Consider the following 24,003-nt stretch of genomic DNA (forward strand, 5'->3'; position numbering starts at 1 on the left):
TTTACTCCATAAAAATAAAACCGCCGGGAATGCCCGGCGGTTACGAATCAGAACATCATGGTGATCCACGGATAACCAATCAACAGCAGGGCGGCCAGGAAGATTGCACCGAAGATGGTGCCCAGACGCCAGTAATCTTTGGTCGGCAGGTAGCCGCTACCGTAGTAAATCGGGCTTGGGCCAGTACCGTACGGGGTGATGATGCCCATCACGCCGAGCGAAGTACACAGCACCAGAACCACCACTTCCATATTGATGCCAGGAATTGTCGCGGCGATGGTCAGCATTGCAGGCAGCAGCGCCGTGGTGTGCGCGGTGGTGCTGGCGAACAGATAGTGCAGCAGGTAGAACGCCAGTAGCAGAGCGATGGTCGCCATCCCCGGAGAGATACCGCTCATCAGCAGGCCACCTTCTTTACCCAACCAGGCGATAAAGCCGGTGGTGGAGAGGCCATCGGCCAGCGCAACCAACGTGGCGAACCAGACGAAGGTGTTCCATGCCGGTTTGTTGCTGGTAATGTCGTTCCAGGTTAACACGCCGGTCCACAGCATCAGCACGACCACCAGCAGAGCGGCAAGCGCAGGTTCGATAAAGTCGGCGGCGAAGATCCACATCAGCAGCGCACAGCAGACAAACACCAGCAACAGGATTTCATTGCGTGACATTCTGCCCAGTTTTTCCAGCTCCCGGCTGGCCCACAGCGGCACCTCGTCATTGATTTTCACTTCTGGCGGATAGAACCAGTAAGCCAGTAGCGGCATGGTCAGAATCAACAGCACGCCCAGCGGCAGGAAGGCGATAAACCAGCTGCCCCAGGAGATGTTAATGCCAACGGTGCTTTTCACCAGCGCCAGCGCCAGCAGGTTCGGTGCCAGTGCGGAAAGGAACATAGAACTGGTGATACAGGCTGCGGTAATCGCTACCCACATCAGATAAGAACCGATACGGCGCGCGCTTGGATCGTTCGGTTTGGAACCGTACAGCGGCGGCAGGTTGGCGATAATCGGGTAGATTGTCCCGCCGCTGCGCGCGGTGTTTGACGGTGTGAACGGGGCCAGCAGCAGGTCGGCGAACGTAATGGCGTAACCGAGCGTCAGGCTGCGGCGGCCAAGATACTTCACCAGAATCAGCGCCAGGCGGCGACCAAACTGGGTTTTATCGTAACCGGCGGCAAACATAAACGCGCCGAAGATAAGCCACACGGTGGAGTTACCGAAACCGCTCACCGCCCATTTAAAGGACTGTCCGGCAAGTTTGAATTTCGGGTCGGCCAGTTGTTCCGGGCTGAATAACAGCCACTGGCTACACAGCGCGATAACTACTACGCCGGTCATGCCGATAACCGCACCCGGCAGGGGTTCGAAAATCAGGCCGACAATCACGCCAACGAAGATAGCAAAGTAGTGCCAGGCAAACGGCGGTAAACCTTCCGGCACCGGGACAAACAGCAGAAGCACTGCCACGATAATCGGCAACGCCATCATTATCAGGCGGTTTTTATTTCCGGCTTTTGCACTGGCTGCAGGAGCAGACGGTGGGGTTGTTGTTTTCTCTGTCATAGTGAGCATCTACAAGTAGTTAAAAATTCGGTCATGCGCGGAAAGTGAATCTCTGATTATTTTAGTTTCAAAAGTTACTTTAATTTTTTATTGAGACTTTTCACATTCTGGCATGTGTTGTTTAACGCAAATTCAATCGCATTAAATAAAAATCTGAGCGTATTTATATATTGCTCTTCCATTGGTGAATACTCTTGATTGAGATCAAGAAAACGAAACGAACGGCACTTTTTTTAATAGAATGAATACCCACAGAGTATTATGTGGTTAATTTCACAAAATTGCCGCAAATGTTAAAAAATGGTGCTGATAATAACTCTCATTAACGAGGTTTTTTCTTTTAACTATATAATATTTATCTTTTTTATTATTCGAATAAAGCTGGAAAGGAAAAGTGTGAAGTAATCGCAATGTTACCGGTAATTAAAGCCATGTGAATGCGATATTTAAAAATGATAATACACTGGAGGTAGCTCTGTTATTAGGGTGGTTAAATAGTTTTATAACTAACGTAATTAATTTGGTAATTAAAATTCACGGTATATTAAATACACGACATCAGGATTAAAAAACAGAACGAAAAATAAATCCGTCACCGAATTCAAAGTTTTTAATTTTTAGATTTGGAGTTTAATTATGACCAGCAACGAACGCATCCTCAGCCCGTTTACCTTGCCGAATGGCGCAGAACTGAAAAACCGTTTGTTAATGGCGCCAATGACCACCTGCACAGGTTATTTTGACGGCACTGTCAGCAGTGAACTGGTGGAATATTATCGCGCCCGCGCCGGAAGTATCGGCACCATTATTGTTGAATGCTGTTTTGTCGATGATCTCGGCCTGGCATTTCCGGGTGCTATCGGTATTGATAACGACGAGAAAATCGCCGGTCTGGCAAAAATTGCCGCAGCGATTAAAGCCGAAGGTTCAAAAGCGATTTTGCAGATTTACCATGGCGGTCGCATGGTCGAACCGAAACTGATTGGTGGTCGTACGCCGGTTGGCCCGAGCGCTATTGCCGCACCGCGTGATGGCGCGGCCACCCCGGTTGCGCTGACTACCGCTGAAGTGGAAGGGATGATCGGTAAATTTGGTGAAGCCGTGCGTCGCGCCATTCAGGCCGGGTTCGACGGTGTCGAAATTCACGGTGCTAATACTTATCTGATTCAGCAATTCTTCTCGCCAAACTCCAACCAGCGTGACGATGAGTGGGGCGGCAGCCGCGACAACCGCGCGAAGTTCCCGCTGGCTGTACTGGACATCACCCATAAAATGGCGCGCCAGTATGCCGACGATGCCTTTATTATCGGCTACCGTTTCTCGCCGGAAGAGCTGGAAGTGCCTGGTATCCGTTTTGATGACACCCTGTTCCTGCTGGAAAAACTGGCGGCGCGGGGGCTTGATTACCTGCACTTCTCTCTCGGGGCGGCGCTGCGTCCTTCCATAAACGACACCAGCGATCCGACGCCACTGATTGATAAATATTGTGCCATGCGTTCTGCAACGCTGGCGCAGGTGCCGGTGATGGGTGTTGGCGGTATCGTTAATGCCGCCGACGCTGAACAGGGGCTGGATCACGGCTATGACCTGATTGCGGTAGGCCGCGCGTGCATTGCGTACCCGGACTGGACGGCGCGTATCGCCAACGGTGAAAACCTGGAGCTGTTCATTGATAGTACCCAGCGTGAAGCGCTGAATATCCCGGAACCGCTGTGGCGCTTCTCGCTGGTTGAAGCGATGATCCGCGACATGAGCATGGGCGCATCGAAGTTTAAGCCAGGTCTTTTTGCTGAAACGGTTCAGGACGATGCCAACGAGCTGGTTATCAATGTCAGCCTCGACACTGACCGCATCGTCGACATTGAACTCGCTTCAAGTACCATTGATAGCGTTGAATTCACCAGCAGCTTTGAAGAGATCCGTGGCCGCATCCTGACGGCGAACAGCCCGCACGTTGACGCGATTTCTGGCGCCACCAGCCAGAGCGAAGCGGTGAAAAAAGCGGTATCAAAAGCGATGGTGAAATCCAGCAAAGCGCTGGCGGCAGAAGAGGGCAGTGACACTCAGGAAGCCAAACGCTATGACGTTGTGGTTGTCGGTAGCGGCGGCGCGGGTCTGGCGGCGGCAATTCAGGCGCACGACGAAGGGGCGAGCGTGCTGATTGTCGAAAAAATGCCAACCATCGGCGGTAACACCATTAAAGCCTCTGCGGGGATGAACGCCGCGGAAACCCGCTTCCAGCGCGTGAAAGGCATTCAGGACAGCAAAGAGCTGTTCTACGCGGAAACGCTGAAAGGCGGCGGTAACAAAAACAACCCGGCGTTGCTGCGCCGCTTTGTGGAAAATGCGCCAGAAGCCATCGAATGGCTAGCCCGCCGCGGCATTATGCTTAACGACATTACCACCACTGGCGGGATGAGCATTGACCGTACGCACCGCCCACGCGACGGATCGGCAGTCGGTGGCTATCTGATTAGCGGCCTGGTGCGTAATGTCACCAAGCGCGGCATCGATGTGATGCTTGATACTTCAGTCGACGACATTCTGTTCGAGCACGGTGAAGTGCGTGGTGTGCGTCTGCTGACCGAAGAGCAGGAAAGCATGATCGTTGAAGCGAAAAGCGTGATTGTGGCGACCGGTGGTTTCAGCGCCAACAGCGCCATGGTAGTGAAATACCGCCCGGATCTGGACGGTTTTGTCACCACCAACCATAAAGGCGCGACCGGCGGCGGTATTGCACTGCTGGAACGTATTGGCGCGGGCACCGTGGATATGGGTGAAATTCAGATCCACCCGACCGTTGAGCAGAACACCTCATACCTGATTTCCGAATCGATTCGCGGCGGCGGTGCGATTCTCGTTAGCCAGCAGGGCAAGCGCTTCTTTAACGAAATGTCGACCCGCGATAAAGTCTCGGCGGCAATCATTGCTCTGCCGGAACATTACGCTTACATCGTGTTTGATGAGCATGTCAGAGCGAAAAACAAAGCGGCAGACGAGTATATCGCGCGTGGTCTGGTCACCAGCGCCAGCTCACCGCGCGAACTGGCGGAAAAACTGGGTATCGATTACCACACTTTCCTGGCGACGCTTGAGGGCTACAACGGCTTTGTGGAAAAACAGCACGATGAAGACTTCGGTCGCACCACCGCGCTGCGTGCACCGATCAACGAAGGCCCGTTCCACGCCATCCAGATTGCGCCGGGTGTGCACCACACCATGGGCGGCGTGACCATCAACACTGAAACCGAAGTGTTGAACACGCAAAACCAGGTTATCCCAGGCGCTTACGCCGCTGGTGAAGTGGTTGGTGGTCTGCATGGCGGCAACCGTATCGGCGGCAACGCGGTGGCCGATATTATTATCTTCGGCTCACTGGCGGGACACCAGGCTGCAATGCGCGCCAAACGCGCTTAACCACGTGCTACACTTCAGGCCTGCCACTGCGCAGGCCTGTTCAATTTAGCCCCTAAGGAGAGTGTGATGTCCGATAACCGTGTCTGGAGCTACTCTGCAACCCTTATGGGTTCTCCCATTCTGCTGAAACTCTTTGCCGATAACGAAGCGCTTGCTTCCCGTGTTTTCGGCCTCATCAAACGTTACGAAGATCTGCTGACGGTCAACCGCGCCCATTCGCAGGTGATGGATATCAATCACGCGGCGGGGCAGCATCCGGTGGTGGTCAGCCGCCCGGTGTATAAACTGATTAAATGTGCCAAAGCCGCGAGCATGGTGCAGGACAGCGCCTTTAATCTGGCGATTGGTCCGCTGGTGAAGCTGTGGCGTATCGGTTTTAAAGGCGACCGCGTACCGCCAGCCGACGAGATCACCGCGCGGCTGCACATTACCCATCCGCAGGATGTGGTGCTGAATGATGCCGACAGCAGCGTTTTTCTCACCCAACCGGGGATGGAGATCGATCTTGGCGCAATCGCTAAAGGTTTTATCGCCGATCGGGTGCGCGATTACCTGCATCAGCAGGATGTGCGCGACGGGCTGATTAACCTGGGGGGGAATGTTCAAACGCTGGGTACACCGCAAGGTAGCTGGACAATCGGGCTGAAAAAGCCTTTCTCGTCCAGCGATGCGCTGGTGGGTTCGATGGATGTGATGAATCAATCGGTGGTGACATCCGGCACGTACGAACGCTATTTCGAACAGGATGGCAAACGCTGGCACCATATTCTTGATCCGCGCAGTGGTTACCCGCTGGATAACGAACTCGACAGCGTGACGATCATTTCCCGCGATTCACTCGATGGCGATATCTGGACCACGCTTATCTTCGGTCTCGGTGTGGAAAAAGGCTGTGCGTTACTGAAGCAGCGCGAGGATATTGAAGCGATTTTCGTCACCAAAAACCGCGACATTATCCTCTCTTCACAGCGTCAGTTCCGCTTTACGCCGTGCGATGACAGTTACCGGGTCACTGACTGTACTGCTTAAGCAAGCTGTATTGATCGGCAATTAACTGGTAGCGATATACCGGGCGACCGGTCGCGCCGTAGTGAATGGTGGTGTAGAGAATATTGATTTGGGCAAGCCAAATCAGATATTTACGGCACGATACGCGCGATATGTTCACGGCATTCGCCAGTTCATCGGTGGAAAACTCAATGCCCGGATGGGCGTCAATCCACTGGCAAATGGTGCGCAATGTCTGCGCGGTTAACCCTTTTGGCAGACGGCGCGTGTCTGCGGCTTCCGGCGCGCCACCGTGTAAAAGGCGATCGACATCAGACTGCTCATAATAAGGGTGTGCGCTCATCAGCTTGCGCTTTTCGCGCCAGCCAGTCAGCGCCTCTTCAAAGCGCGGGAACTGGAAGGGCTTGATCAGATAATCCACCACGCCATAGTGCAGCGACGTCTGAATGGTTGCCGCATCGGCGGAGGAGGTGATCATAATGACATCAATCGCCCGCCCGCTGGCACGAATGGTCGGCAGCAGATCCAGCCCGCTGTCCTGCTGCATATAGACATCCAGCAGCACCAGATCGATATCCCGCTGCGGATCGTTAATCATCTCCTCGGCCTGGCGCAGCGTCGATGCCGTGCCGCAGCACTGAAAGCCGGCGATCTGCGCCACATACATGCGGTTCAGCTCGGCGACCATGGCATCATCGTCAACAATTAATACATTTATCACGCGTTCTTCCTTTCACTATCCCAAGGGAGATGGACAAAAAATTGGGTAAAGACACCGGGTTCAGACTCGACGGTGATCGTGCCGCCAAGTTCGGTGAGCTGCTGGCTGGCAAGAAACAGCCCAACGCCCCGGTTATCACCTTTGGTTGAGAATCCTTTTCGGAAAATGGCGTCGATATTACCTGGCGCAATGCCCGGACCATCGTCGCTCACTTCACCCGTCAGCCAGCCATCCTGATAATGCAGCAGGATACCCACTTCGCCTTCCGGCTGACTACTCATGGCATCAAGCGCGTTTTCGATGAGATTTCCCAGTACCGTCACCAGCACGGTCACTTGCTTCTCATTGGGGTTATCCGGCACCAGGCTCTCATCTGCCAGCGTCAGCGTAAAACCGCGCTCTTTCGCCCGGTTGATTTTACCTAACAGAAAACCCACCACCACCGGCGATTTAACCCGGTGCTGAATCGCGCCAATATCGGTTTGATAATTCTGCGCGGTTTGCAGCACATACTCTTCAAGCTTGTCATAACTTTTCATGTTTAACAGGCCGAGAATAACATGCAGCTTGTTCATAAATTCGTGAGACGTGGTGCGCAACGCATCAACATAATTCACCATCCCGTCCAGCCGCTGGAGCAGCTGGCTCACTTCGGTTTTATCGCGAAACGTGCTGATAGCGCCAATCACCACGCCCTGGCTGCGCACCGGCACGGTGTTGCTGAGCAGCAGCAGACCGTTACAACCGAGCTCGCGGTCATGGGTTGGCTCGCCGGTTTCCAGCACTTCCAGTAGGTCGGCGAGCAGAGGCCCGTGCCCGGCGGCACCGTCCGGCGCGTTGGTCAGCAGCATCTGCCGCGCGGCATGGTTAAGCAGCGTTACGCGCCCGTCAGCATCGACGGCAATCACCCCTTCTTTGAGCGACTGTAACATTGCCTGGCGCTGCTTGAATTGCGCCGAAATCTCATGCGGCTCAAGGCCAAGCAGAATACGTTTCAGCACACGCACCAGTTGCCAGGTGCCGAGTGAGCCGACCAGCGCGCTGAACAGCAGCGTCCACATCACCGCCCAGCGGCTGCGGCTGACTTGCTGATCAACTTTGCTCAACGAAATACCGACAACGACCACGCCAATTTGCTGGTTGGCGTCGTTGTAGACCGGCGTAAAAACGCGTAATGCGGGTGCCAGCACGCCGCGATTCACCGCGACATTCTCTTTGCCTTTCAGCGCCGGGTTAAGATCCTCGCCAATAAAGTGTTGCCCGATGATCCCGGCGTTCGGGTGTGAATAACGGATGCCGTGCATATTGGTGACGATGGCATACAGCAGATCGTTACGGGCAGCGACCGCTTCCGTCAGCGGCTGGATCACGTTGCTGTCAGGCGGCAACAATAATCCACGCTTGATTTCAGGCGAATCAGCCAGCGTGCGCGCAACGGCCAGCGCCGTCTCTTTGACACCATCACGCGTGGCATTGCTGATTTGCCAGAACCACAGGGCAAAGGCCAGCAGCAACACCGAACCAATAACGCTGCATATCATTAGCGTCACGGTGGTGCTGAGCTTCATGGGGCGTTTGCGTGGTTTTATCCGCTGCGCTAACTCTTTCATGCCAAACCCAATTATTCACATCAATATATTTATTATCACCGAAGGCGTAAAAATCTTAAAGCGGCGTGAGACGCACAAAATGCGCGGTGTAGCCGTGAAGCGTGACCCCATTCGCAGGTAAGGCAGATAAATAACCTTATAGTGAGTGTGGAACCATTCAGAAGGAGCAGGGTATGAGCAGTAAGCCAAACGGTTCACTAGTGGAACGTCGCAACCGCCGCACGACCGACATCGACCGGCTCGCCACGCTGGATATGCTGACGCTCATCAATGAGGAAGATAAACAAGTTACCGACGCGGTAAGCGCCTGTTTGCCGGCGATCGCCCGGCTGGTGGATAACGCCAGCGCGACACTGAACCGCGCTGGCCGGGTGGTGATTATCGGCGCGGGCGCGTCCGGGCAGGCGGCGATACAAACCGCACAAGGTTTTGCCCCGGATACGCGTCACGGCGTTATCGGCGTGGTGGCCGGTGGTATCAATGCTAACGCGCAAGCGCGTGACGCGGCGGCGGCAAATTATGAACGCGGTGTCGCCGATTTACAGGCCATCAACTTTAGCCATGACGACATGCTGGTGGCGCTGTCGGTCAGTGGTAAAACGCCGTGGACATGGGGCGCGTTGCGCCATGCCTGGTCGCTCGGCGCACGTATCGCGCTGGTTTGTCGCGGCCACGATAGCGAAGCCGCCCAGTTAGCGGATATTGTGCTGGCACCGGACAGCGGCGCGGAGGTAGTGAGTGGGTTTAGCGAACCGAAAGCGCGTCTTGCCCAGCAGCAGATCCTCAACATGCTGGCAACCGGTCTTGCTATCCGTACCGGGCGTGTTTATAGCAACCTGCGGGTGGATGTGCAGGCGACTAATGTGTACTGGTCAGAGCGGCAAATCACGCTGGTGATGGCGGCTACGCAGTGCTCGCGCGAGCAAGCGAAAAGCGCGCTGGAAAGCTGCGATCACCACTGTCGCACGGCGATTTTAATGTTGCTGACCGGCCTGGATGCCTGGCGCGCGCGCGATCTGCTAACGGAGAATAACGATCATTTGCGACTCGCCTTGCAGGAGGCGAAAACGCATCTTGCTAATGTCTGAATAACAAAAATGCCCGCAGGCACTCATCTTGCGGGCTTTTTTATTTAATTTTCCAGGAGCCGTTTGATATTTCTCTGCTTTAAAATAAATCCCGACGATATTAATTCCACACAAAAGATGCCACTGCTTTTTTTAATTTAAAAAAGCAGTGAAATAATATTTACCGATATGAGCTGATTTGTGAATGATATTTTAAATTAACGTAAAAGTGCGTTAATATCTGTTTTCACAAATCACACCTGCTATGTAACTTTATAATTATGCCTGCAATGAAAAAGACAATTATCTCGCTGAGCGCCGTCGCGTTACTCGTCAGTTCAGTGACCAGCGCGTACGCAGAAGAGACGCAAAAAACGGACTTCCTGCTGATTGGCGGCGGCATCATGAGCGCCTCTCTGGGCACCTGGCTGCAAGAGTTGCAGCCGGAGTGGAAACAAGTGATGGTGGAAAAACTCGATGGCGTAGCGCTCGAGTCTTCTAACGGCTGGAATAATGCCGGCACCGGTCACTCGGCAAATATGGAACTTAACTACACGCCGCAGCGTGCGGATGGTTCTATTGATGTCAGCAAAGCGCTGGAAATTAATGAGCAGTTTATGATTTCCCGCCAGTTCTGGTCGGCACAGGTGAAGCGCGGTATTTTGAATAACCCGCACGCTTTTATTAATTCCACGCCGCACATGAGTTTCGTCTGGGGCGATAATGTGGATTATCTGGCAAAACGTTATGCTGCGTTGCAGCAAACGACTTTATTCCAGGGCATGAAATTCTCCACCGACCATCAGCAAATTAAACAGTGGGCACCGCTGGTGATGGAAGGGCGCGACCCGAACCAGAAAGTCGCCGCCACCTGGACGCCGGTCGGCACCGATGTTAACTACGGTGAAATTACCCGTCAGTTGGTCGGTAGCCTGAAAAAAAGCAGCAACTTCTCGCTGCAAACCTCTTCCGAAGTGACCGATTTCAAACGCAATGCCGATAACTCCTGGCATGTCACCATCAAAGACGTGAACAGCGGCAACGAGCACGCCATCGACGCGAAATACGTCTTTATCGGTGCCGGTGGCGGGGCGCTGAAGCTGCTGCAAAAAACCGGCATCCCGGAAGCGGATAACTACGCGGGCTTCCCGGTTGGCGGTTCCTTCCTGATGACGGAAAACCCGGCGATCACCAGCCAGCACCAGCAAAAAGTCTACGGTCAGGCGTCCGTTGGCGCGCCGCCGATGTCGGTGCCGCATATCGATGCCCGCTTTATTGATGGCAAACGCGTGGTGCTGTTTGGGCCGTTCGCGACCTTCTCTACCAAGTTCCTGAAAAACGGCTCCTTCTTCGACCTGCTGAGCACCACCACCACCAGCAACTTTATGCCGATGACCCACGTAGGGCTCGACAACTTCGACCTGGTGAAATACCTGATTGGTCAGGTCATGCTGAGCGATGAAGACCGCTTTGAAGCGCTGAAAGAGTACTATCCGCAGGCGCGTAAAGAGGACTGGAAACTGATCCAGGCCGGTCAGCGTGTACAGATCATCAAGAAAGATGAAGACAAAGGTGGCGTGCTGAAGCTGGGTACCGAAGTGGTGGTCGATCAGCAGAAAACCATCTCTGCGCTGCTTGGCGCATCGCCGGGCGCATCGACGGCTGCGCCAATCACTCTGAATGTGCTGAAGAAGATGTTCCCGGAGCAGTTCAACTCGCCGCAGTGGCAGAGCAAAATCCGCGACATCGTTCCGAGCTACGGTCAGGAGATGAACGGTAATGTGGCGCTGACCCAGAAAGTGTGGGATGACACGGCCGCCACACTGCAACTGACGAAACCGCCGGTGATTCAGATGAACGATCAGAGCAACGCGCCTGCCGACAAACCGGCAGAAGCGAAAAGCGAAGCCTCCCCGCAGCACGATATGGCGCTGTAAAGAGAAAAGGGCGCACCGCGGTGCGCCCTTATTTTTTCCGGTGCTTACTGCGCTTTTTTCAGTTCGATACGTTTGATCGGACCAACAATCACCACAAAGCTGAAAATGGCAACCAGCGCGTGCACCGCGACAAACACCAGCGCCCACTCAAAATGACCGGTCGCTTTGACGATATAACCAATCACCACCGGTGAAATAATGCCGGCAACGTTGCCGCACAGATTAAAGAAGCCTCCGGCGACGCCCGCCATCTCTTTCGGCGCGGTATCGGACATCACCGCCCAGCCCAGCGCGCCAATCCCTTTACCCAGAAAGGCCAGTGACATAAAGAAAACCACCAGGTAAATCGAATCAACGTAGTTGCAGAACACCATCACCATCGACAGCAACATACCCAGCACGATCGGGGTTTTACGGGCAACCGACAGCGACTGACTGAGGCGCAAAATGCGATCGGAAATCACGCCGCCGAGTAACCCGCCGACAAATCCGCAAATTGCCGGAATAGCGGCAATAAAACCGACGGTTTTAATATCCAGCCCTTTTTCCATTGCCAGATACAGCGGAAACCAGGTAATGAAAAAGAAGGTTAAAACGTTGATGCAATACTGCCCGAGATAAACGCCGAGCAGCATACGGTTGGTGATTAACTGCTTAAAGGCGGCAAAATCAAATGCCGGGCCCGTGCGCACTTTACGCTGATCCATATCCACCAGCGCGCCACCGTTGCGAATATACTCAATTTCTTCGCTGTTAACGTGCGGATGATTTAACGGGTTATGTACAATTCTTGCCGCAACAAAGGTAATAATTACCCCCAGCGTTCCCATAAAAATAAAAATGGATTGCCAGCCATAATTAAGCGTTAACCAACCCATTATTGGCGCAAAAATAGCTGTGGCAAAATATTGCGCTGAATTAAAAATCGCGGCGGCGGTCGCCCGCTCTTTCGACGGAAACCAGGCGGCGACAAAACGGCTGTTGCCTGGCATCACCGGTGCTTCAAACAGACCCACCAGAAACAATAAAATGGTAAAGCAAATAATTGCGCCGAAGCCGTGGAAGATCTCCACGCAACCTTGCAGCAGCGTAAACACCGACCACATGCACAAACCGCACAGATAGACTTTTTTCGAGCCGAAACGATCAAGTAACCAGCCACCGGGAATTTGCGCCAGGCAGTAAGCCCAGGCAAAAGCAGAGAACACCCAACCCATTTGTCCCGGATTGATGCCGAGCGCAGCAGACATGTCTTTGCCGGCAATCGCCAGCGTAGAACGATCGCCGACGCTCACCGCCGTAATTACAAAGAGGATAATAACGATATGCCAGCGGACATTCGTTTTTTTCGCCTGTGCGACGCCCTCAAGATTATTCACCTGACTCATGCGAAACCACCTTAAATTTGCCATAAATACGAAATGTTAATAATCAATACATTCCGGCTCGGTGCTTTCGGAGTGAATGGATTATTAACATGAGCGCAGCGGATTTATTTAGATTAAGTATCTTTATGCGGATGCATTAATTTCCCTGATCATTATTCACTTTGCCAAAGATAGGATTATCCCCATCCGCAGACAATGTGCATTTGCATAACAAAACGTACTTATTTTTCCGTGCATTAGGCTTTAGCTGATTTTGTTTGAAGCCGATCACAAAATTTGATTGCGTAAAAATAATGTCTCTGCGAAAACAGTTTTTATTTTGTCAGGGAGAGGCGTAACGAGGCGTGAACGTGACGGGTCAGGCAACCCGTCACGGATATCGATTAAAGGTAGGTAGTAAACCAGGCTATTTCAGCATGGCTGACGCGCGCAAAATGCTCACCAGCGTAAACATCATAGTGTCGCGCATCGCTCTCTTCGTATAACGCTTTTTTCTCGGCCGCGACGGCGGCGAACAGCGCCCGGCCATATTCCGGCGGGTTAACGTTGTCCTGCCCGGCGACGACCACCAGCGAAGGGCAGGTGACATCGCGCGCGAAGTGCGCCGGTTTGTAATTGATCGTTTCCCGCACGGTAAGGAACGGAATTTTAATATCCATTTCCGGGAACCGGGCGCGGTTTTCCTCAAAAAAGGCTTTCGACTCGCTGTCGCTGACCACGCGAGTAATAGCGACAAACATCTCTTTCCCGGTGGTGCGCTGTTTTTCCGCCATTTTGTCCAGCGTGGCGATAAACGCACTTTTCTCATCCGCGTTCATCTTGCCGGTAACCATCTCTTCTCCGTCGGCAAACGCCAGCTGGCTGACGAGACATTTAATGCCGCGATCCTGCGCCGCGGCGGCAAAAACATGACAGCCGCCGAATGAGGTGCCCCAAAGTCCGACTCTGTCAGGATCAAGCCCCGGTTGCTGGCGCGCCCAGTCAACGACCGAGAGAATATCGGCAATTTGCATCGCCGGAACCAGCCGACCGCGTTCGCCGTCGCTGTCGCCAAAGCCCCGATAATCGAAGGCGATCGTCGCAAAGCCTGCCTGGTTAAACGCCCCGACAAATTCAGGTAGCAGGATTTTTTGAATGCCGCAGAAGCCGTGACACAGGATGATCACCGGCTGGTCTTTATCCGTGGCCTGCATATGCAGCGTTACGGCGATACCGTTGGCGAGTTTATGGGTCGAAATATCCATATTATGTATATATCCCTTTTGTATCATTTATATTTAAAATCAAACGGTTAAAAACAACGTGTTATCTTACTCGCTGGTTTGTCGTTTCTCCAGCCGCCGATAAAGCGTGCTGCGCGAGATACCCAGTTTTTTCGCGGCCAGGCTCATATTGCCCTGCGCTTCATCAATCGCGCTCTGCTCATCCTTCGGCGTGACCGCAGCCACGGGCTGACGAGGAGTTGTTATCTCGGCCGGTAAATCCGCAAGCGTAATGCAATCACCGTCTTCCGCCAGCGCCATCAATACCCGCAACTGGCTGAGTAACTGGCGCACATTGCCCGGCCACGGGCGACTTGCCAGCGTGGCGACCACCTCGGCGCTAAGGGTGAGTCCACGGCTGGCTGCACCCAGCTCCTGCCACAGTTTTTGGATAAAACCATCAACATTCTGCCACTCGCGCAACGGGGGAATGCGCAGATGAAACTCCTGAATGCGGTACAGCAGATCTTCGCGGAATGTTCCGGTCTGCACCCGAGCACCGAGATCCTGATGAGTAGCGCAAATCAGCGTGAAATTGACGTCATACACACTGTTTGCGCCAAGCGGCGTCACTTTTTTCTCCTGCAACACGCGCAGCAGGCGGGTTTGCAGCGCCAGCGGCATATCGCCGATTTCATCAAGGAATAGCACACCGCCGTGGGCTTCCCGGCACTTACCGATATAGCCTTTCGGGCTTGCGCCGGTAAACGCGCCGGGGACATAGCCAAACAGTTCGGACTCAATTAAATGCTCCGGGAGCGCCGCACAGTTAATGGCGACGAAATTTCCTGTACGCCACTGGCTGCGGGCATATAACTCGCGTGCCAGATACTCTTTCCCGCTGCCGGTTTCACCGGTCACGCACAAGGCAATCCCGGCATTAACGATGCGCAGCGCTTTCTCTTTTTCCTTCGTCAGCTGATCCTGCGCAAATGCCGTGCCGCGCCCAATATAGCGCCGTGCAGGAAGCGTCTGACGTGCGTAGTAGCGCCGGGTATTGCTGGCGTCGAGGGTGGTTTCGCCAACCTGCAAACTGGCCTCCGGGAAGAGCGTTTGCAAAGCGAGTTCACCAAAATGCTGGGGGGTCAGCGAAAATTCATCCATCGCCAGCTTGTTTGCGCCGAGCAGGGTTTGATCGGCGAAAATCAGCAGCAACTCTTGCGCACTGCCGAGCACAGACGGGTCATGATGCAGACTCAGCAGCCAGCGGTCGGCACCGAGCGCGCTGGTGGCCCATTCATGCTCTATTTGGCACACCGCGCGGCGGATCAGCGCAGCGGCATCGCGGCGCGGTGCCTGGGCGGGTGTCGAGACATCTAATACGCCAGCAATTTGCCCGTCCGGTCGGAAAACGGGGGACGCCGAGCAAAACAAGCCTGCGTTGCGGCTGAGATAATGTTCGCCACCGGAGACTTCACAATGGCGCTGCAAGGCCAGCGCGGTGCCTATCGCGTTGGTGCCGCGCGCGTGTTCACCCCACAGGTTGCCGGGTGCCAGCGCATAGCGCTGCGCTTTTTGCAGAAAGTCGCGGTTGCCGTGGGTCTCCAGCACCAGACCGGTTGCGTCGGAAAGCACCATTATCGACGGATGACTGGCAAGCTCCGGGCGCAGCCGCGCCAGTAGCGGGGCGGCCAGATGGTTGACCCAACCATTTTCCGCACGGGCGTCTTTCAGCATGGATGTCGCCACCCAGGGCTGGGCGTCATCATCGCGGGTCAACCCGTAGCTGAGACTACGCTGCCAGGAGTTTTCAAGCAGGCAGGGCAACCCGGCAGGAGCGAGGGACAAGGCGCGTGGCGGCATGTGACTCTCCGTTAAATGAGATGTTACAGTTGTGTAGCATAACAGTGTCCCGTATGTAGCGACGTGCGACACACTTCCCACACCCTGTTCCGCGCTTTTTTGTGTCATTTCATTCCGGCAAAAGCCTGACTTTCAGTTATTCCCTTGTTTTATCAACATAAACATACCTGCAACGGATCGTTTTTTACGACCTGGCATAAGAACTGCTTATGTCTCTGTGTCCGCCACGATGCGTGACGCCTCACCTGTACCGATAATAAAAGAGGAACATCTTATGAAATATGTCCACCCTGGCCTTGATGGCGCGAAAGTCTCTTTTAAACAGCGTTATGGCAACTATATTGGCGGTGAATTTGTTGACCCGGTGGAAGGGCGTTGGTTTACCAATACCTCGCCGGTTACCGGACAGGTGATTGCCGAATTCCCGCGCTCAGACGCGGCGGATATTGAGAAGGCTCTCGACGCAGCGCATGCTGCCGCCGACGCCTGGGGAAAAACCAGCGTGCAGGATCGCGCCAATGTGCTGCTGGCTATTGCCGATCGCATTGAAGCCAACCTGGAAATGCTGGCATTAACAGAAACCTGGGATAACGGAAAACCGATCCGCGAAACCATGGGCGCGGACTTACCACTGGCCGTGGATCACTTCCGTTATTTCGCCGGCTGTATCCGCGCGCAGGAAGGGACAGCGGCAGAGATCGACAGCAATACGGTTGCCTACCACATCTATGAACCGCTGGGCGTGGTCGGGCAGATCATTCCGTGGAACTTCCCGCTGCTGATGGCGGCATGGAAACTGGCACCGGCGCTGGCGGCGGGCAACTGCGTGGTGCTGAAACCGGCTGAACAGACGCCGCTTGGCATCTGCGTGTTGATGGAACTGATTGGCGATTTACTGCCAAAAGGCGTGCTGAATGTGGTGCACGGCTTCGGCACTGAAGCCGGTGAACCGCTGGCGCGCAGCAAACGCATCGAAAAAATCGCCTTTACCGGCTCCACGCCGATTGGCCGCCACATCCTTTCGTGCGCAGCGGAAAACATCATCCCCAGCACCGTCGAGCTCGGCGGGAAATCACCGAATATCTACTTTGAAGATGTGATGAACGGTGATGAAGGCTTTATTGATAAAGCGGTGGAAGGCGTGGTGCTCGGATTCTTCAACCAGGGCGAAGTTTGTACCTGCCCGTCGCGCGTGCTGGTGCAGGAGTCGATCTACCCGCAGTTTGTCGAAAAAGTCATCGCCCGCATGGAAAATATCCGCAAAGGCGACCCGTTTGACACCGACACCATGATTGGCGCGCAGGCGTCACAAGAGCAGTACGACAAGATCCTCTCTTACATCTCGATTGCCCGCGACGAGGGCGGCGAAATCATTACCGGCGGCGCTCACGTGGAACACGGCGACGGGCTGCAAAACGGTTTCTATATCCAGCCGACATTGATTAAAGGCCATAACGGGATGCGCTGCTTCCAGGAAGAGATTTTTGGGCCGGTGCTGGGCATCACCACGTTTAAAGATGAAGCTGAAGCGCTGCGTATCGCCAATGACACCGAGTTTGGCCTCGGCGCCGGGGTGTGGACGCTGGATATCAATCGCGCATGGCGCATGGGGCGCGGCATTAAAGCGGGTCGCGTGTGGACAAACTGTTACCACCTCTACCCGGCACATGCGGCGTTTGGCGGTTACAAAAACTCGGGCGTCGGGCGTGAAACCCACAAACTGGCGCTGAGCCACTATCAGCAGATCAAAAACCTGCTGGTGAGTTACAGCGGTTCGCCGCTGGGGCTGTATTAATTATCTACATCAGGATGAGGCGATAAGATGCAACTGAAAACCATGAAAGCCGCAGTGGTGAAAGCCTTTGGTCAGCCGCTGGTAATTGAAGAGGTGATGGTGCCGGCTGTTGAACCGGGCAAGATCCTCGTCAAAATTGAAGCGACCGGCGTGTGTCACACGGATTTACACGCCGCCGATGGCGACTGGCCAATCAAACCGAACCCGCCGTTTATACCCGGCCACGAAGGTGTCGGTCATGTGGTGGCAGTCGGGCCGGGCGTGAAGCATGTGAAAGAAGGCGATCGTGTCGGTGTACCGTGGCTCTACTCGACGTGTGGTCACTGTGAACACTGCCTTGGCGGCTGGGAAACCCTGTGCCATTCGCAGCAAAACTCCGGCTATTCGGTAAACGGTACGTTTGCCGAATATTGCCTGGCCGATGCCAGCTACGTCGGGATTTTGCCGGATAACGTCGATTTTCAGAGTATCGCGCCGATCCTCTGCGCCGGGGTGACGGTCTATAAAGGGCTGAAAATGACCGAAGCGCGCGCCGGAGAGTGGGTGGTGGTGTCGGGTATTGGCGGTCTGGGACACCTGGCGATCCAGTACGCGGTGGCGATGGGCATGAACGTGGCGGCGGTCGATATTGATGATGACAAACTGGCGTTTGCCCGCCGTCTCGGTGCCTCGGTGGTGGTCAATGCGCGCCAGGAAGATCCGGGAACGCGTTTCCATAGCGAATTTGGCGGTGCGCACGGCGTACTGGTGACAGCGGTATCGCCAAAAGCCTTTGAGCAGGCAACCACCATGATGCGCCGTGGCGGCACCATGGTACTCAACGGCTTGCCACCGGGGAAATTCGACCTGTCGATTTTTGACATGGTGCTCGACGGCACCACGGTGCGCGGTTCGATTGTCGGCACGCGTAAAGATCTGCAGGAAGCGCTGGATTTCGCCGGGCGCAACAAAGTGCATGCGGAAATTGCCGTGGAGCCGCTGGAGAATATCAACAGTATCTTTGAGCGGATGCGCGCCGGGAAAATCACTGGCAGGATCGTGGTTGATATGTCGAAGTAACCCAGTAAAACGGGGCAGTGATGCCCCGTTTTGTATTTCAGTGCAGAGAATCCGCGAAATCTGCCAGCTGCTGGTTAAAACGGGTTGGCTCTTCAAGGAACGGGGCGTGCCCCGAATGGTCAAACCACACCGCGCTAATCCGGGGATTCACGCTTCTGGCCCGCGCCAGCGATGTCTGCGGATTTACCAGCCGATCGTGTTTGCCGTAGATAAAGCGTACCGGGATTGTCGCTTTTCCCAGCCCTTGCTCAAGCGCAACTTTCATCGACGGCACGGCGCGTTGCATCTCCCAGGAGGCCATCGCCGCATTGGCTTGCAGGCGCGCAAAGGTGATCGCGTCAGGCTGCTGATAAAAGCAGAGCTGCAGAAACTCGCGCTCACCATCCAGGTGGGTGGCTAAATCCGCCGAGGTCATCGCCTGATAGACTTGCGGGTGCGCCGGGATCTGATCGGGCGTTAACTCTACCACCGCATCGACATATAGCGCGCCGGAAAGAGCTTTATCACCGACGTTTGCCAGATAATGGCTGATCACCGCGCCACCCAGCGACCAGCCGACCAGCAGCGGTTTTTTTGCATGGCTTGCGGCAATCACGGCGGCGACATCCTCCGCCCAGCGGCTTCCCTCGCGGTAGGACTCTGCCTGCGTCGGTTTTGACGACAGACCATGGCCGCGCATATCAAAACTGATTAACCGAAAACGTTGCAACGCCGGATCCTGACGCTGTTTTTCCCAGTTCAGGTGGCTGCCTAATAAGCCGTGAATAAAAATAATCGGTTTGCCTTGCGGCGAGCCGGACTCTTGTACCGCCAGTTCAACACCGTCCGCCGAGGTCACGGTGTACTGCTTGTCGCTGGCAAACAGCGAGGCGGAAAAGCTGAATAACAAAATAGCGAGATAACGGCCAGGGGATAACAGCATAAAATGTTCCTCCAGATGAATGTTCGCGGCTATCCTCAACCCTGACACTGGTGTCAGAGTCAAGCCATTTACCGGGAGAAAGAGAATGTTTTCAATTGGCGAACTCGCCCGCCAAACGGGCATCAGCGTGCGATCAATCCGCCATTATGATCGCCACGGTCTGCTGTGCAGCACGCGTGCCTGCAACGGTTATCGCTACTTTCCACCGCAGGCGCTCGGGCAGGTGAGGCAAATCCAGCAGCTAATCGCCACGGGTTTTAGCATTGCTGAAATTGCCGCTTTTCCTGCCTGCATGCGCAATGAAGAGGGGGCGACGATGTGCCCGCAAACGCGCGCGTTGCAGCGTGAACGGCTGGCGACGATTGAGGCGCAAATCGCCACCCTTGAGCGCCGCCGCGCGCAACTGGCTGCCGCGTTGGCCGAGACAGAACAAAAAACGACGCCCTGAGGCGTCGTCATAGTGTGAAAGGCGGAAGTATCGCCGTTACAAACCGCGTTTGGCTATCAGGCTTGCCAGTTCAACCAGGCGATTAGAGAAGCCCCACTCGTTATCATACCAGGCGAGGATTTTTACCAGATTGCCGCCAATCACCAGCGTTGATAATCCATCAATGATTGACGAGCGCGGGTCGCCCTGGTAATCGCTGGAAACCAGCGGTTCGTCACTGTAACCGAGAATACCTTTCAGCGGACCGGCCTCTGCGGCTTCGCGGAACGCGGCATTCACCTCTTCAACCGTGACATCACGCTTCAGCGTAACCGTCAGGTCAACAATCGACACCACCGGAACCGGTACGCGCAGTGAGTAACCTGTCAGTCGGCCGTCGAGTTCCGGGATCACTTTGCCGAGCGCTTTTGCCGCACCGCTGGAGTAAGGCACAATCGACAGCGCCGCGGCACGCGCGCCGCGCAGATCTTTTTCCGGCTGGTCGTGCAGCGCCTGGCTGTTGGTATAGGCATGGGTGGTGTTCATCAGGCCATGTTCGATACCAAAACGTTGGTGCAACACCTGCGCGGCAGGCGCCAGACCGTTGGTGGTGCAACTGCCGTTGCTGACCACAAAATGGCGTTTGGGATCGTACTGGCTGTCGTTCACGCCCAGCACGATGGTTAAATCATCATTTTTACCGGGCGCGGAGATAATCACCCGTTTCGCGCCGCCGCGGCTGATATGCACTTCGGCTTTGTCGCGTTCGGTGAAGAAACCGGTGGCTTCAATCACCACTTCCACACCCACATCGCGCCACGGAATGTTGCCCGGATCGCGTTCGCTGAACACACGCACCGCGTTGCCATCGACGAACAACTGGCTTTCACCCGCTTCTACCGGAACGGGCAGGGTGCCGAGCAGAGAATCATGTTTCAGCAGATGAGCGAGGGTTTTGCTGTCTGTCAGATCGTTAATCGCCACGATCTGAATCTCCGGGTTGCCCAGCGCCGCGCGTAACACGTTGCGTCCAATTCTGCCAAAACCATTAATGCCGACCTTAACCATAATTGACTCCTTCCTGTGCGGTAACTAACTGCAGTTACTGTAGGCCGGTCATGGTTTGGCGTAAACGACAAAAAAGGATCACTTTACGCCAATTTACGGCAGTGGAAGCGCTGGCGATAATCGCCCGGCGTGAGGTGTAACTGGCGTTCGAAAATGCGCCGCAGATTGATGCTGCTGCCAAAACCGGTGGCGGCGGCGATCTGCTCCAGTGTTTCACTGGTTTGCTCCAGCCGGCTACGTGCGGCGGCGAGCCGCGCTTCGGCCACATAGCGCGCGGGAGAAACACCGCTTTCACGGGTAAAGACGCGGGTGAAGTTGCGTGGGCTCATCGCAACCTGCTCCGCCAGCCGCTCAACGGATAAATCCTCAGCCAGGTTGGCAAGGATCCAGTTTTGCAGTTCGCTGATTGGCCCGACGCCGCTGGCCTGTTGTAATTGATAGCGGCTGAACTGCAACTGCCCGCCGGGACGGCGCAGGTACATCACCATGTTCTGCGCGATATCCAGCGCCAGCGAGAAGCCGTAATCATCTTCGACCAGTGCCAGCGTGAGATCGAAGCCCGAACTGACGCCGCCGGAAGTCCAGACTGGCCCGTCCTGAATATAGAGCGGGCCGCCTTCAACGGTGACAGCGGGGTACGCTTTCTGCATGGTTTCCAGTAGCCGCCAGTGGGTGGTTGCGCGTCGTCCGTTGAGCAACCCACTTTGCGCCAGCAGCATCGCGCCACCGCAAATAGAAACGACCCGGCGCGCGTGCGGCGCGGCAAGGCGCAGCCAGTCCACCACGGCTGTACCTTCTTCTGCATCAGTACCGCGACCGGTTATCATGATGGTGTCCCACGGCTGGCGCGGATCGATTTCCGGCAGGCGGTGATCTGCCAGCAGGTTCAGCCCGGACTGGCCGTGGATCACCTGGTGTGGCTGGGTGGTGGCAACAGCAACGCGATAGCGCGGCTGGGCGGTATCATCCGGGTGCAGCTGGTTGGCCTGCATCAGAATGTCGGCTATCCCGGCGGCTTCGAACAACATGCCGCCATCAGGAACAATAATCAGGAATGTTTTCATGTCCTGAAACGTACGCTAATTACATTTTAAGTCAAGCAGGCGCGGAAAAGGGCGGATGAAAGGCAATAAAAAACCCGGAGCCTCCGCTCCGGGCAAATCTAACAAGACACAAAGGGTTATGAAATAACGCGGTCGGTGGGCGTTACTCGCTGGCCTGTTTGCGGTTAGCCATCGTCGTGACCAGATATTCCTGTACGGGATCGAGACAAAGATCGGGTTGTGGCAGTTCAGCCTCATCATGGTTGCTGGCGGGTTGCCCGGCAACAAAGGGCTTTTGCTCCCGGGCGCGTTCGAACTCACTCAACACCTGCCAGCCGAGATCGTCACTGGCACGGTTGTTCATTAACACATTCCTTACGCGTTTCAGCTTTGGCAGCATCGTCGTCTCTCCATTAACAATAAACGCAGGTTATTTTTTCGCTTCAACGCCGGGTGCGCTGGAGCGGTCAAGAAACTGAGTGGTCACTTCCGGAACGTGCTGGAGCATCCACTCCGCCATTTCAATCTCTTGCGCCACAATTTTTTGCAGCACCTGCACGCCGTTAACGTCACCCAATTCTTCAGCCGTTCTAATCAATGAGGTGTAGCAAGCAATTTCAAATTGCTCAAAGACATAGCCACCTATTGCGCCTTTAACCACCTCGTCGGAATTAAAGACACCGCCAACGGCCTGACCCATCGCCGCCATTTTACCCATGGTATCTTTAAGGACCGATCGCGATATTCCGCATTGATCAATAAGCCCTTCAAGTAACACTATTTGTTCACGGGTTTCGGCTAAATGACTTTCAATTTTACTTTTCAACACAGGATAATTGTCGATGCGTTTAGCCATTGCTTCCAGCATCGACTCTGCCTGTTTTTCCATCCCATGTGCGTCACGTAGCCAGTCGTGATAATTCTCTTCGCGTGTCATACGTTTACCTCAGGTGGAATTAACTCAATGACGTTTATTCTACTTCCGCTTTGGAATTAATTTTGCTGGTCGCAATTTTAGTCAGCAGATTGTCGGTGGTTTTTTCCTCTTCCAGCGTTTGCGCCAGAAGTGTTTTCGCTTTTTTATAGCCTAATTGATCGGCAAGGGTGCAAAGCGTACCGTAAGAGGCAATTTCATAATGTTCAACTTTTTGCGCAGCGGCAATTAAAGCGGCGTCACGAATGGTGCCTTTTTCGGTGCTTTCAATAACTTCGTCTGCTTCTTCTACCAGACCTTCCATTGCATGGCATTTCATGCGTTTTAACTTCAGGCCGCTTTCGGCTTCAAGCAGCTGATCGATGCGCTCTATCTGGCCTTGCGTCTCTTCCATGTGTTGTTTGAACGCTTGCACCAGCTCGGTGGTAGAGGCTTCGCGTGCCAGTTTGGCTAACGCGCGGGCAAGTTGTTTTTCTGCGCTGTAAATGTCCGACAAGCCATGAATAAATAAATCGTTCAGCGTATTAATCTGCATAATTAATGACCTTTAATTCCAGGGTTAAAAATAGCGAGCCGTTGCCGGCTCGCCAGTAAGATAATAAATATATTGATGCGGTAAAAAATTAAATCAGAAATTAATCCCCTGATTTACGGCCGCCGCTGTGGCTATTCTGGCCGCCTTTTTTACCTGCTTCTGAAGCGCGCTGTGGATCATTTTTGAAATTACCACCGCTGTGTTGACCGCCTTTGCGGCCCGCTTCTGACGCTTTTTCACGATCTTCGGCGAAATTACCTGAGCCGCCACGATGTTCAGCCATAATATTTCTCCTGTTTCGTTGTTAAATATATGAACATGAATATTCGAAACCATGTTCACTGCGTTCAGGGATTAAAGTTAGTCGCTGTGGTGAAATAGTCAAACGTGAAAATTCCTACGTAAAAAATACTCCTTTAGGTGTAGCTGCTGGTTATTTAAACAAAGC

Annotated in this window: 20 protein-coding genes; 7 read left to right on the plus strand and 13 right to left on the minus strand. The window is 54.4% G+C overall.

The window, feature by feature from the left end:
* Positions 1–47: 47 nt before the first annotated feature.
* Complete coding sequence (locus JKP81_RS04450; protein WP_017457050.1) at positions 48–1,559, minus strand: anion permease; 1,512 nt, start codon at positions 1,557–1,559, stop codon at positions 48–50.
* A 636-nt stretch (positions 1,560–2,195) separates the two neighbouring features.
* Here JKP81_RS04450 and JKP81_RS04455 point away from each other — a divergent pair.
* Together JKP81_RS04455 and JKP81_RS04460 are read left to right on the plus strand one after the other, a co-directional pair.
* Positions 2,196–4,976 carry a flavocytochrome c gene (locus JKP81_RS04455; protein ID WP_200550731.1) on the plus strand — a complete coding sequence of 927 codons (2,781 nt, stop codon included), beginning with the start codon at positions 2,196–2,198 and terminating at the stop codon, positions 4,974–4,976.
* 66 nt (positions 4,977–5,042) lie between these two features.
* Positions 5,043–6,005, plus strand: a complete 963-nt coding sequence (locus JKP81_RS04460; RefSeq protein WP_017457053.1) for an FAD:protein FMN transferase — start codon at positions 5,043–5,045, stop codon at positions 6,003–6,005.
* Here the strand turns inward: JKP81_RS04460 and dcuR are convergent.
* Complete coding sequence (dcuR, locus tag JKP81_RS04465; RefSeq protein ID WP_017457054.1) at positions 5,986–6,705, minus strand: two-component system response regulator DcuR; 720 nt, start codon at positions 6,703–6,705, stop codon at positions 5,986–5,988. The two genes, JKP81_RS04460 and dcuR, sit on opposite strands and share 20 nt — an antisense overlap.
* Positions 6,702–8,315 (minus strand): sensor histidine kinase, encoded by a 1,614-nt coding sequence (locus JKP81_RS04470; RefSeq protein WP_200550732.1) that lies wholly within the window; start codon positions 8,313–8,315, stop codon positions 6,702–6,704. The genes dcuR and JKP81_RS04470 overlap by 4 nt, the downstream gene beginning before the upstream one ends.
* 173 nt (positions 8,316–8,488) lie before the next feature.
* Between JKP81_RS04470 and JKP81_RS04475 the strand changes: the two genes are divergently transcribed.
* Together JKP81_RS04475 and mqo are read left to right on the plus strand one after the other, a co-directional pair.
* Positions 8,489–9,403, plus strand: a complete 915-nt coding sequence (locus JKP81_RS04475) for an N-acetylmuramic acid 6-phosphate etherase (RefSeq protein WP_200550733.1) — start codon at positions 8,489–8,491, stop codon at positions 9,401–9,403.
* Positions 9,404–9,663: 260 nt separating this feature from the next.
* Positions 9,664–11,319: a malate dehydrogenase (quinone) gene (gene mqo / locus JKP81_RS04480; protein ID WP_200550734.1), complete on the plus strand. Its 1,656-nt coding sequence runs from the start codon at positions 9,664–9,666 to the stop codon at positions 11,317–11,319.
* Positions 11,320–11,363: 44 nt separating this feature from the next.
* Here the strand turns inward: mqo and JKP81_RS04485 are convergent, their stop codons facing one another.
* The 3 genes from JKP81_RS04485 to JKP81_RS04495 form a co-directional block, all read right to left on the minus strand.
* On the minus strand, positions 11,364–12,707 hold the full coding sequence (locus JKP81_RS04485) for an MFS transporter (protein WP_200550735.1): 1,344 nt from the start codon (positions 12,705–12,707) through the stop codon (positions 11,364–11,366).
* Positions 12,708–13,090: 383 nt separating this feature from the next.
* Positions 13,091–13,951 carry an alpha/beta hydrolase gene (locus JKP81_RS04490; protein ID WP_200550736.1) on the minus strand — a complete coding sequence of 287 codons (861 nt, stop codon included), beginning with the start codon at positions 13,949–13,951 and terminating at the stop codon, positions 13,091–13,093.
* A gap of 66 nt (positions 13,952–14,017) precedes the next feature.
* Entirely contained in the window at positions 14,018–15,772 is a 1,755-nt protein-coding gene (locus tag JKP81_RS04495; protein WP_200550737.1) for a sigma-54-dependent Fis family transcriptional regulator, read from the minus strand.
* A gap of 274 nt (positions 15,773–16,046) precedes the next feature.
* On the opposite strand from JKP81_RS04495, the gene JKP81_RS04500 reads away from it, so the two are divergent.
* Together JKP81_RS04500 and adhP are read left to right on the plus strand one after the other, a co-directional pair.
* Positions 16,047–17,567, plus strand: coding sequence for an aldehyde dehydrogenase family protein (locus tag JKP81_RS04500; RefSeq protein ID WP_016495703.1), 1,521 nt, complete (start codon positions 16,047–16,049; stop codon positions 17,565–17,567).
* Positions 17,568–17,594: 27 nt separating this feature from the next.
* A complete protein-coding gene (adhP, locus tag JKP81_RS04505) occupies positions 17,595–18,626 on the plus strand; it encodes an alcohol dehydrogenase AdhP (RefSeq protein ID WP_017457060.1) in 1,032 nt (343 codons plus the stop codon).
* Between the two features lie 37 nt (positions 18,627–18,663).
* Here the strand turns inward: adhP and JKP81_RS04510 are convergent, their stop codons facing one another.
* Entirely contained in the window at positions 18,664–19,548 is an 885-nt protein-coding gene (locus JKP81_RS04510) for an alpha/beta fold hydrolase (RefSeq protein WP_200550738.1), read from the minus strand.
* Positions 19,549–19,633: 85 nt separating this feature from the next.
* Here JKP81_RS04510 and JKP81_RS04515 point away from each other — a divergent pair, with 85 nt between their 5' ends.
* Positions 19,634–19,996 (plus strand): MerR family transcriptional regulator, encoded by a 363-nt coding sequence (locus JKP81_RS04515; RefSeq protein WP_017457062.1) that lies wholly within the window; start codon positions 19,634–19,636, stop codon positions 19,994–19,996.
* Between the two features lie 36 nt (positions 19,997–20,032).
* Here the strand turns inward: JKP81_RS04515 and gap are convergent, their stop codons facing one another.
* The 6 genes from gap to JKP81_RS04545 form a co-directional block, all read right to left on the minus strand.
* Positions 20,033–21,043, minus strand: coding sequence for a type I glyceraldehyde-3-phosphate dehydrogenase (gene gap, locus JKP81_RS04520; RefSeq protein WP_200550739.1), 1,011 nt, complete (start codon positions 21,041–21,043; stop codon positions 20,033–20,035).
* A gap of 83 nt (positions 21,044–21,126) precedes the next feature.
* Positions 21,127–22,107: a GlxA family transcriptional regulator gene (locus tag JKP81_RS04525; RefSeq protein WP_200550740.1), complete on the minus strand. Its 981-nt coding sequence runs from the start codon at positions 22,105–22,107 to the stop codon at positions 21,127–21,129.
* 142 nt (positions 22,108–22,249) lie between these two features.
* On the minus strand, positions 22,250–22,450 hold the full coding sequence (locus JKP81_RS04530) for a hypothetical protein (RefSeq protein WP_200550741.1): 201 nt from the start codon (positions 22,448–22,450) through the stop codon (positions 22,250–22,252).
* 66 nt (positions 22,451–22,516) lie between these two features.
* Complete coding sequence (locus JKP81_RS04535; RefSeq protein ID WP_016495710.1) at positions 22,517–23,023, minus strand: ferritin-like domain-containing protein; 507 nt, start codon at positions 23,021–23,023, stop codon at positions 22,517–22,519.
* A 34-nt stretch (positions 23,024–23,057) separates the two neighbouring features.
* The gene (locus JKP81_RS04540; RefSeq protein ID WP_017457067.1) at positions 23,058–23,555 is read right to left on the minus strand and encodes a ferritin-like domain-containing protein; all 498 of its coding nucleotides are present in this window, start codon (positions 23,553–23,555) and stop codon (positions 23,058–23,060) included.
* A gap of 100 nt (positions 23,556–23,655) precedes the next feature.
* Positions 23,656–23,838, minus strand: coding sequence for a general stress protein (locus tag JKP81_RS04545; RefSeq protein WP_016495712.1), 183 nt, complete (start codon positions 23,836–23,838; stop codon positions 23,656–23,658).
* Positions 23,839–24,003 lie beyond the last annotated feature (165 nt).

Source organism: Kosakonia sp. LAM2021, from assembly GCF_016620385.1.
Classification (GTDB): domain Bacteria; phylum Pseudomonadota; class Gammaproteobacteria; order Enterobacterales; family Enterobacteriaceae; genus Kosakonia; species Kosakonia sacchari.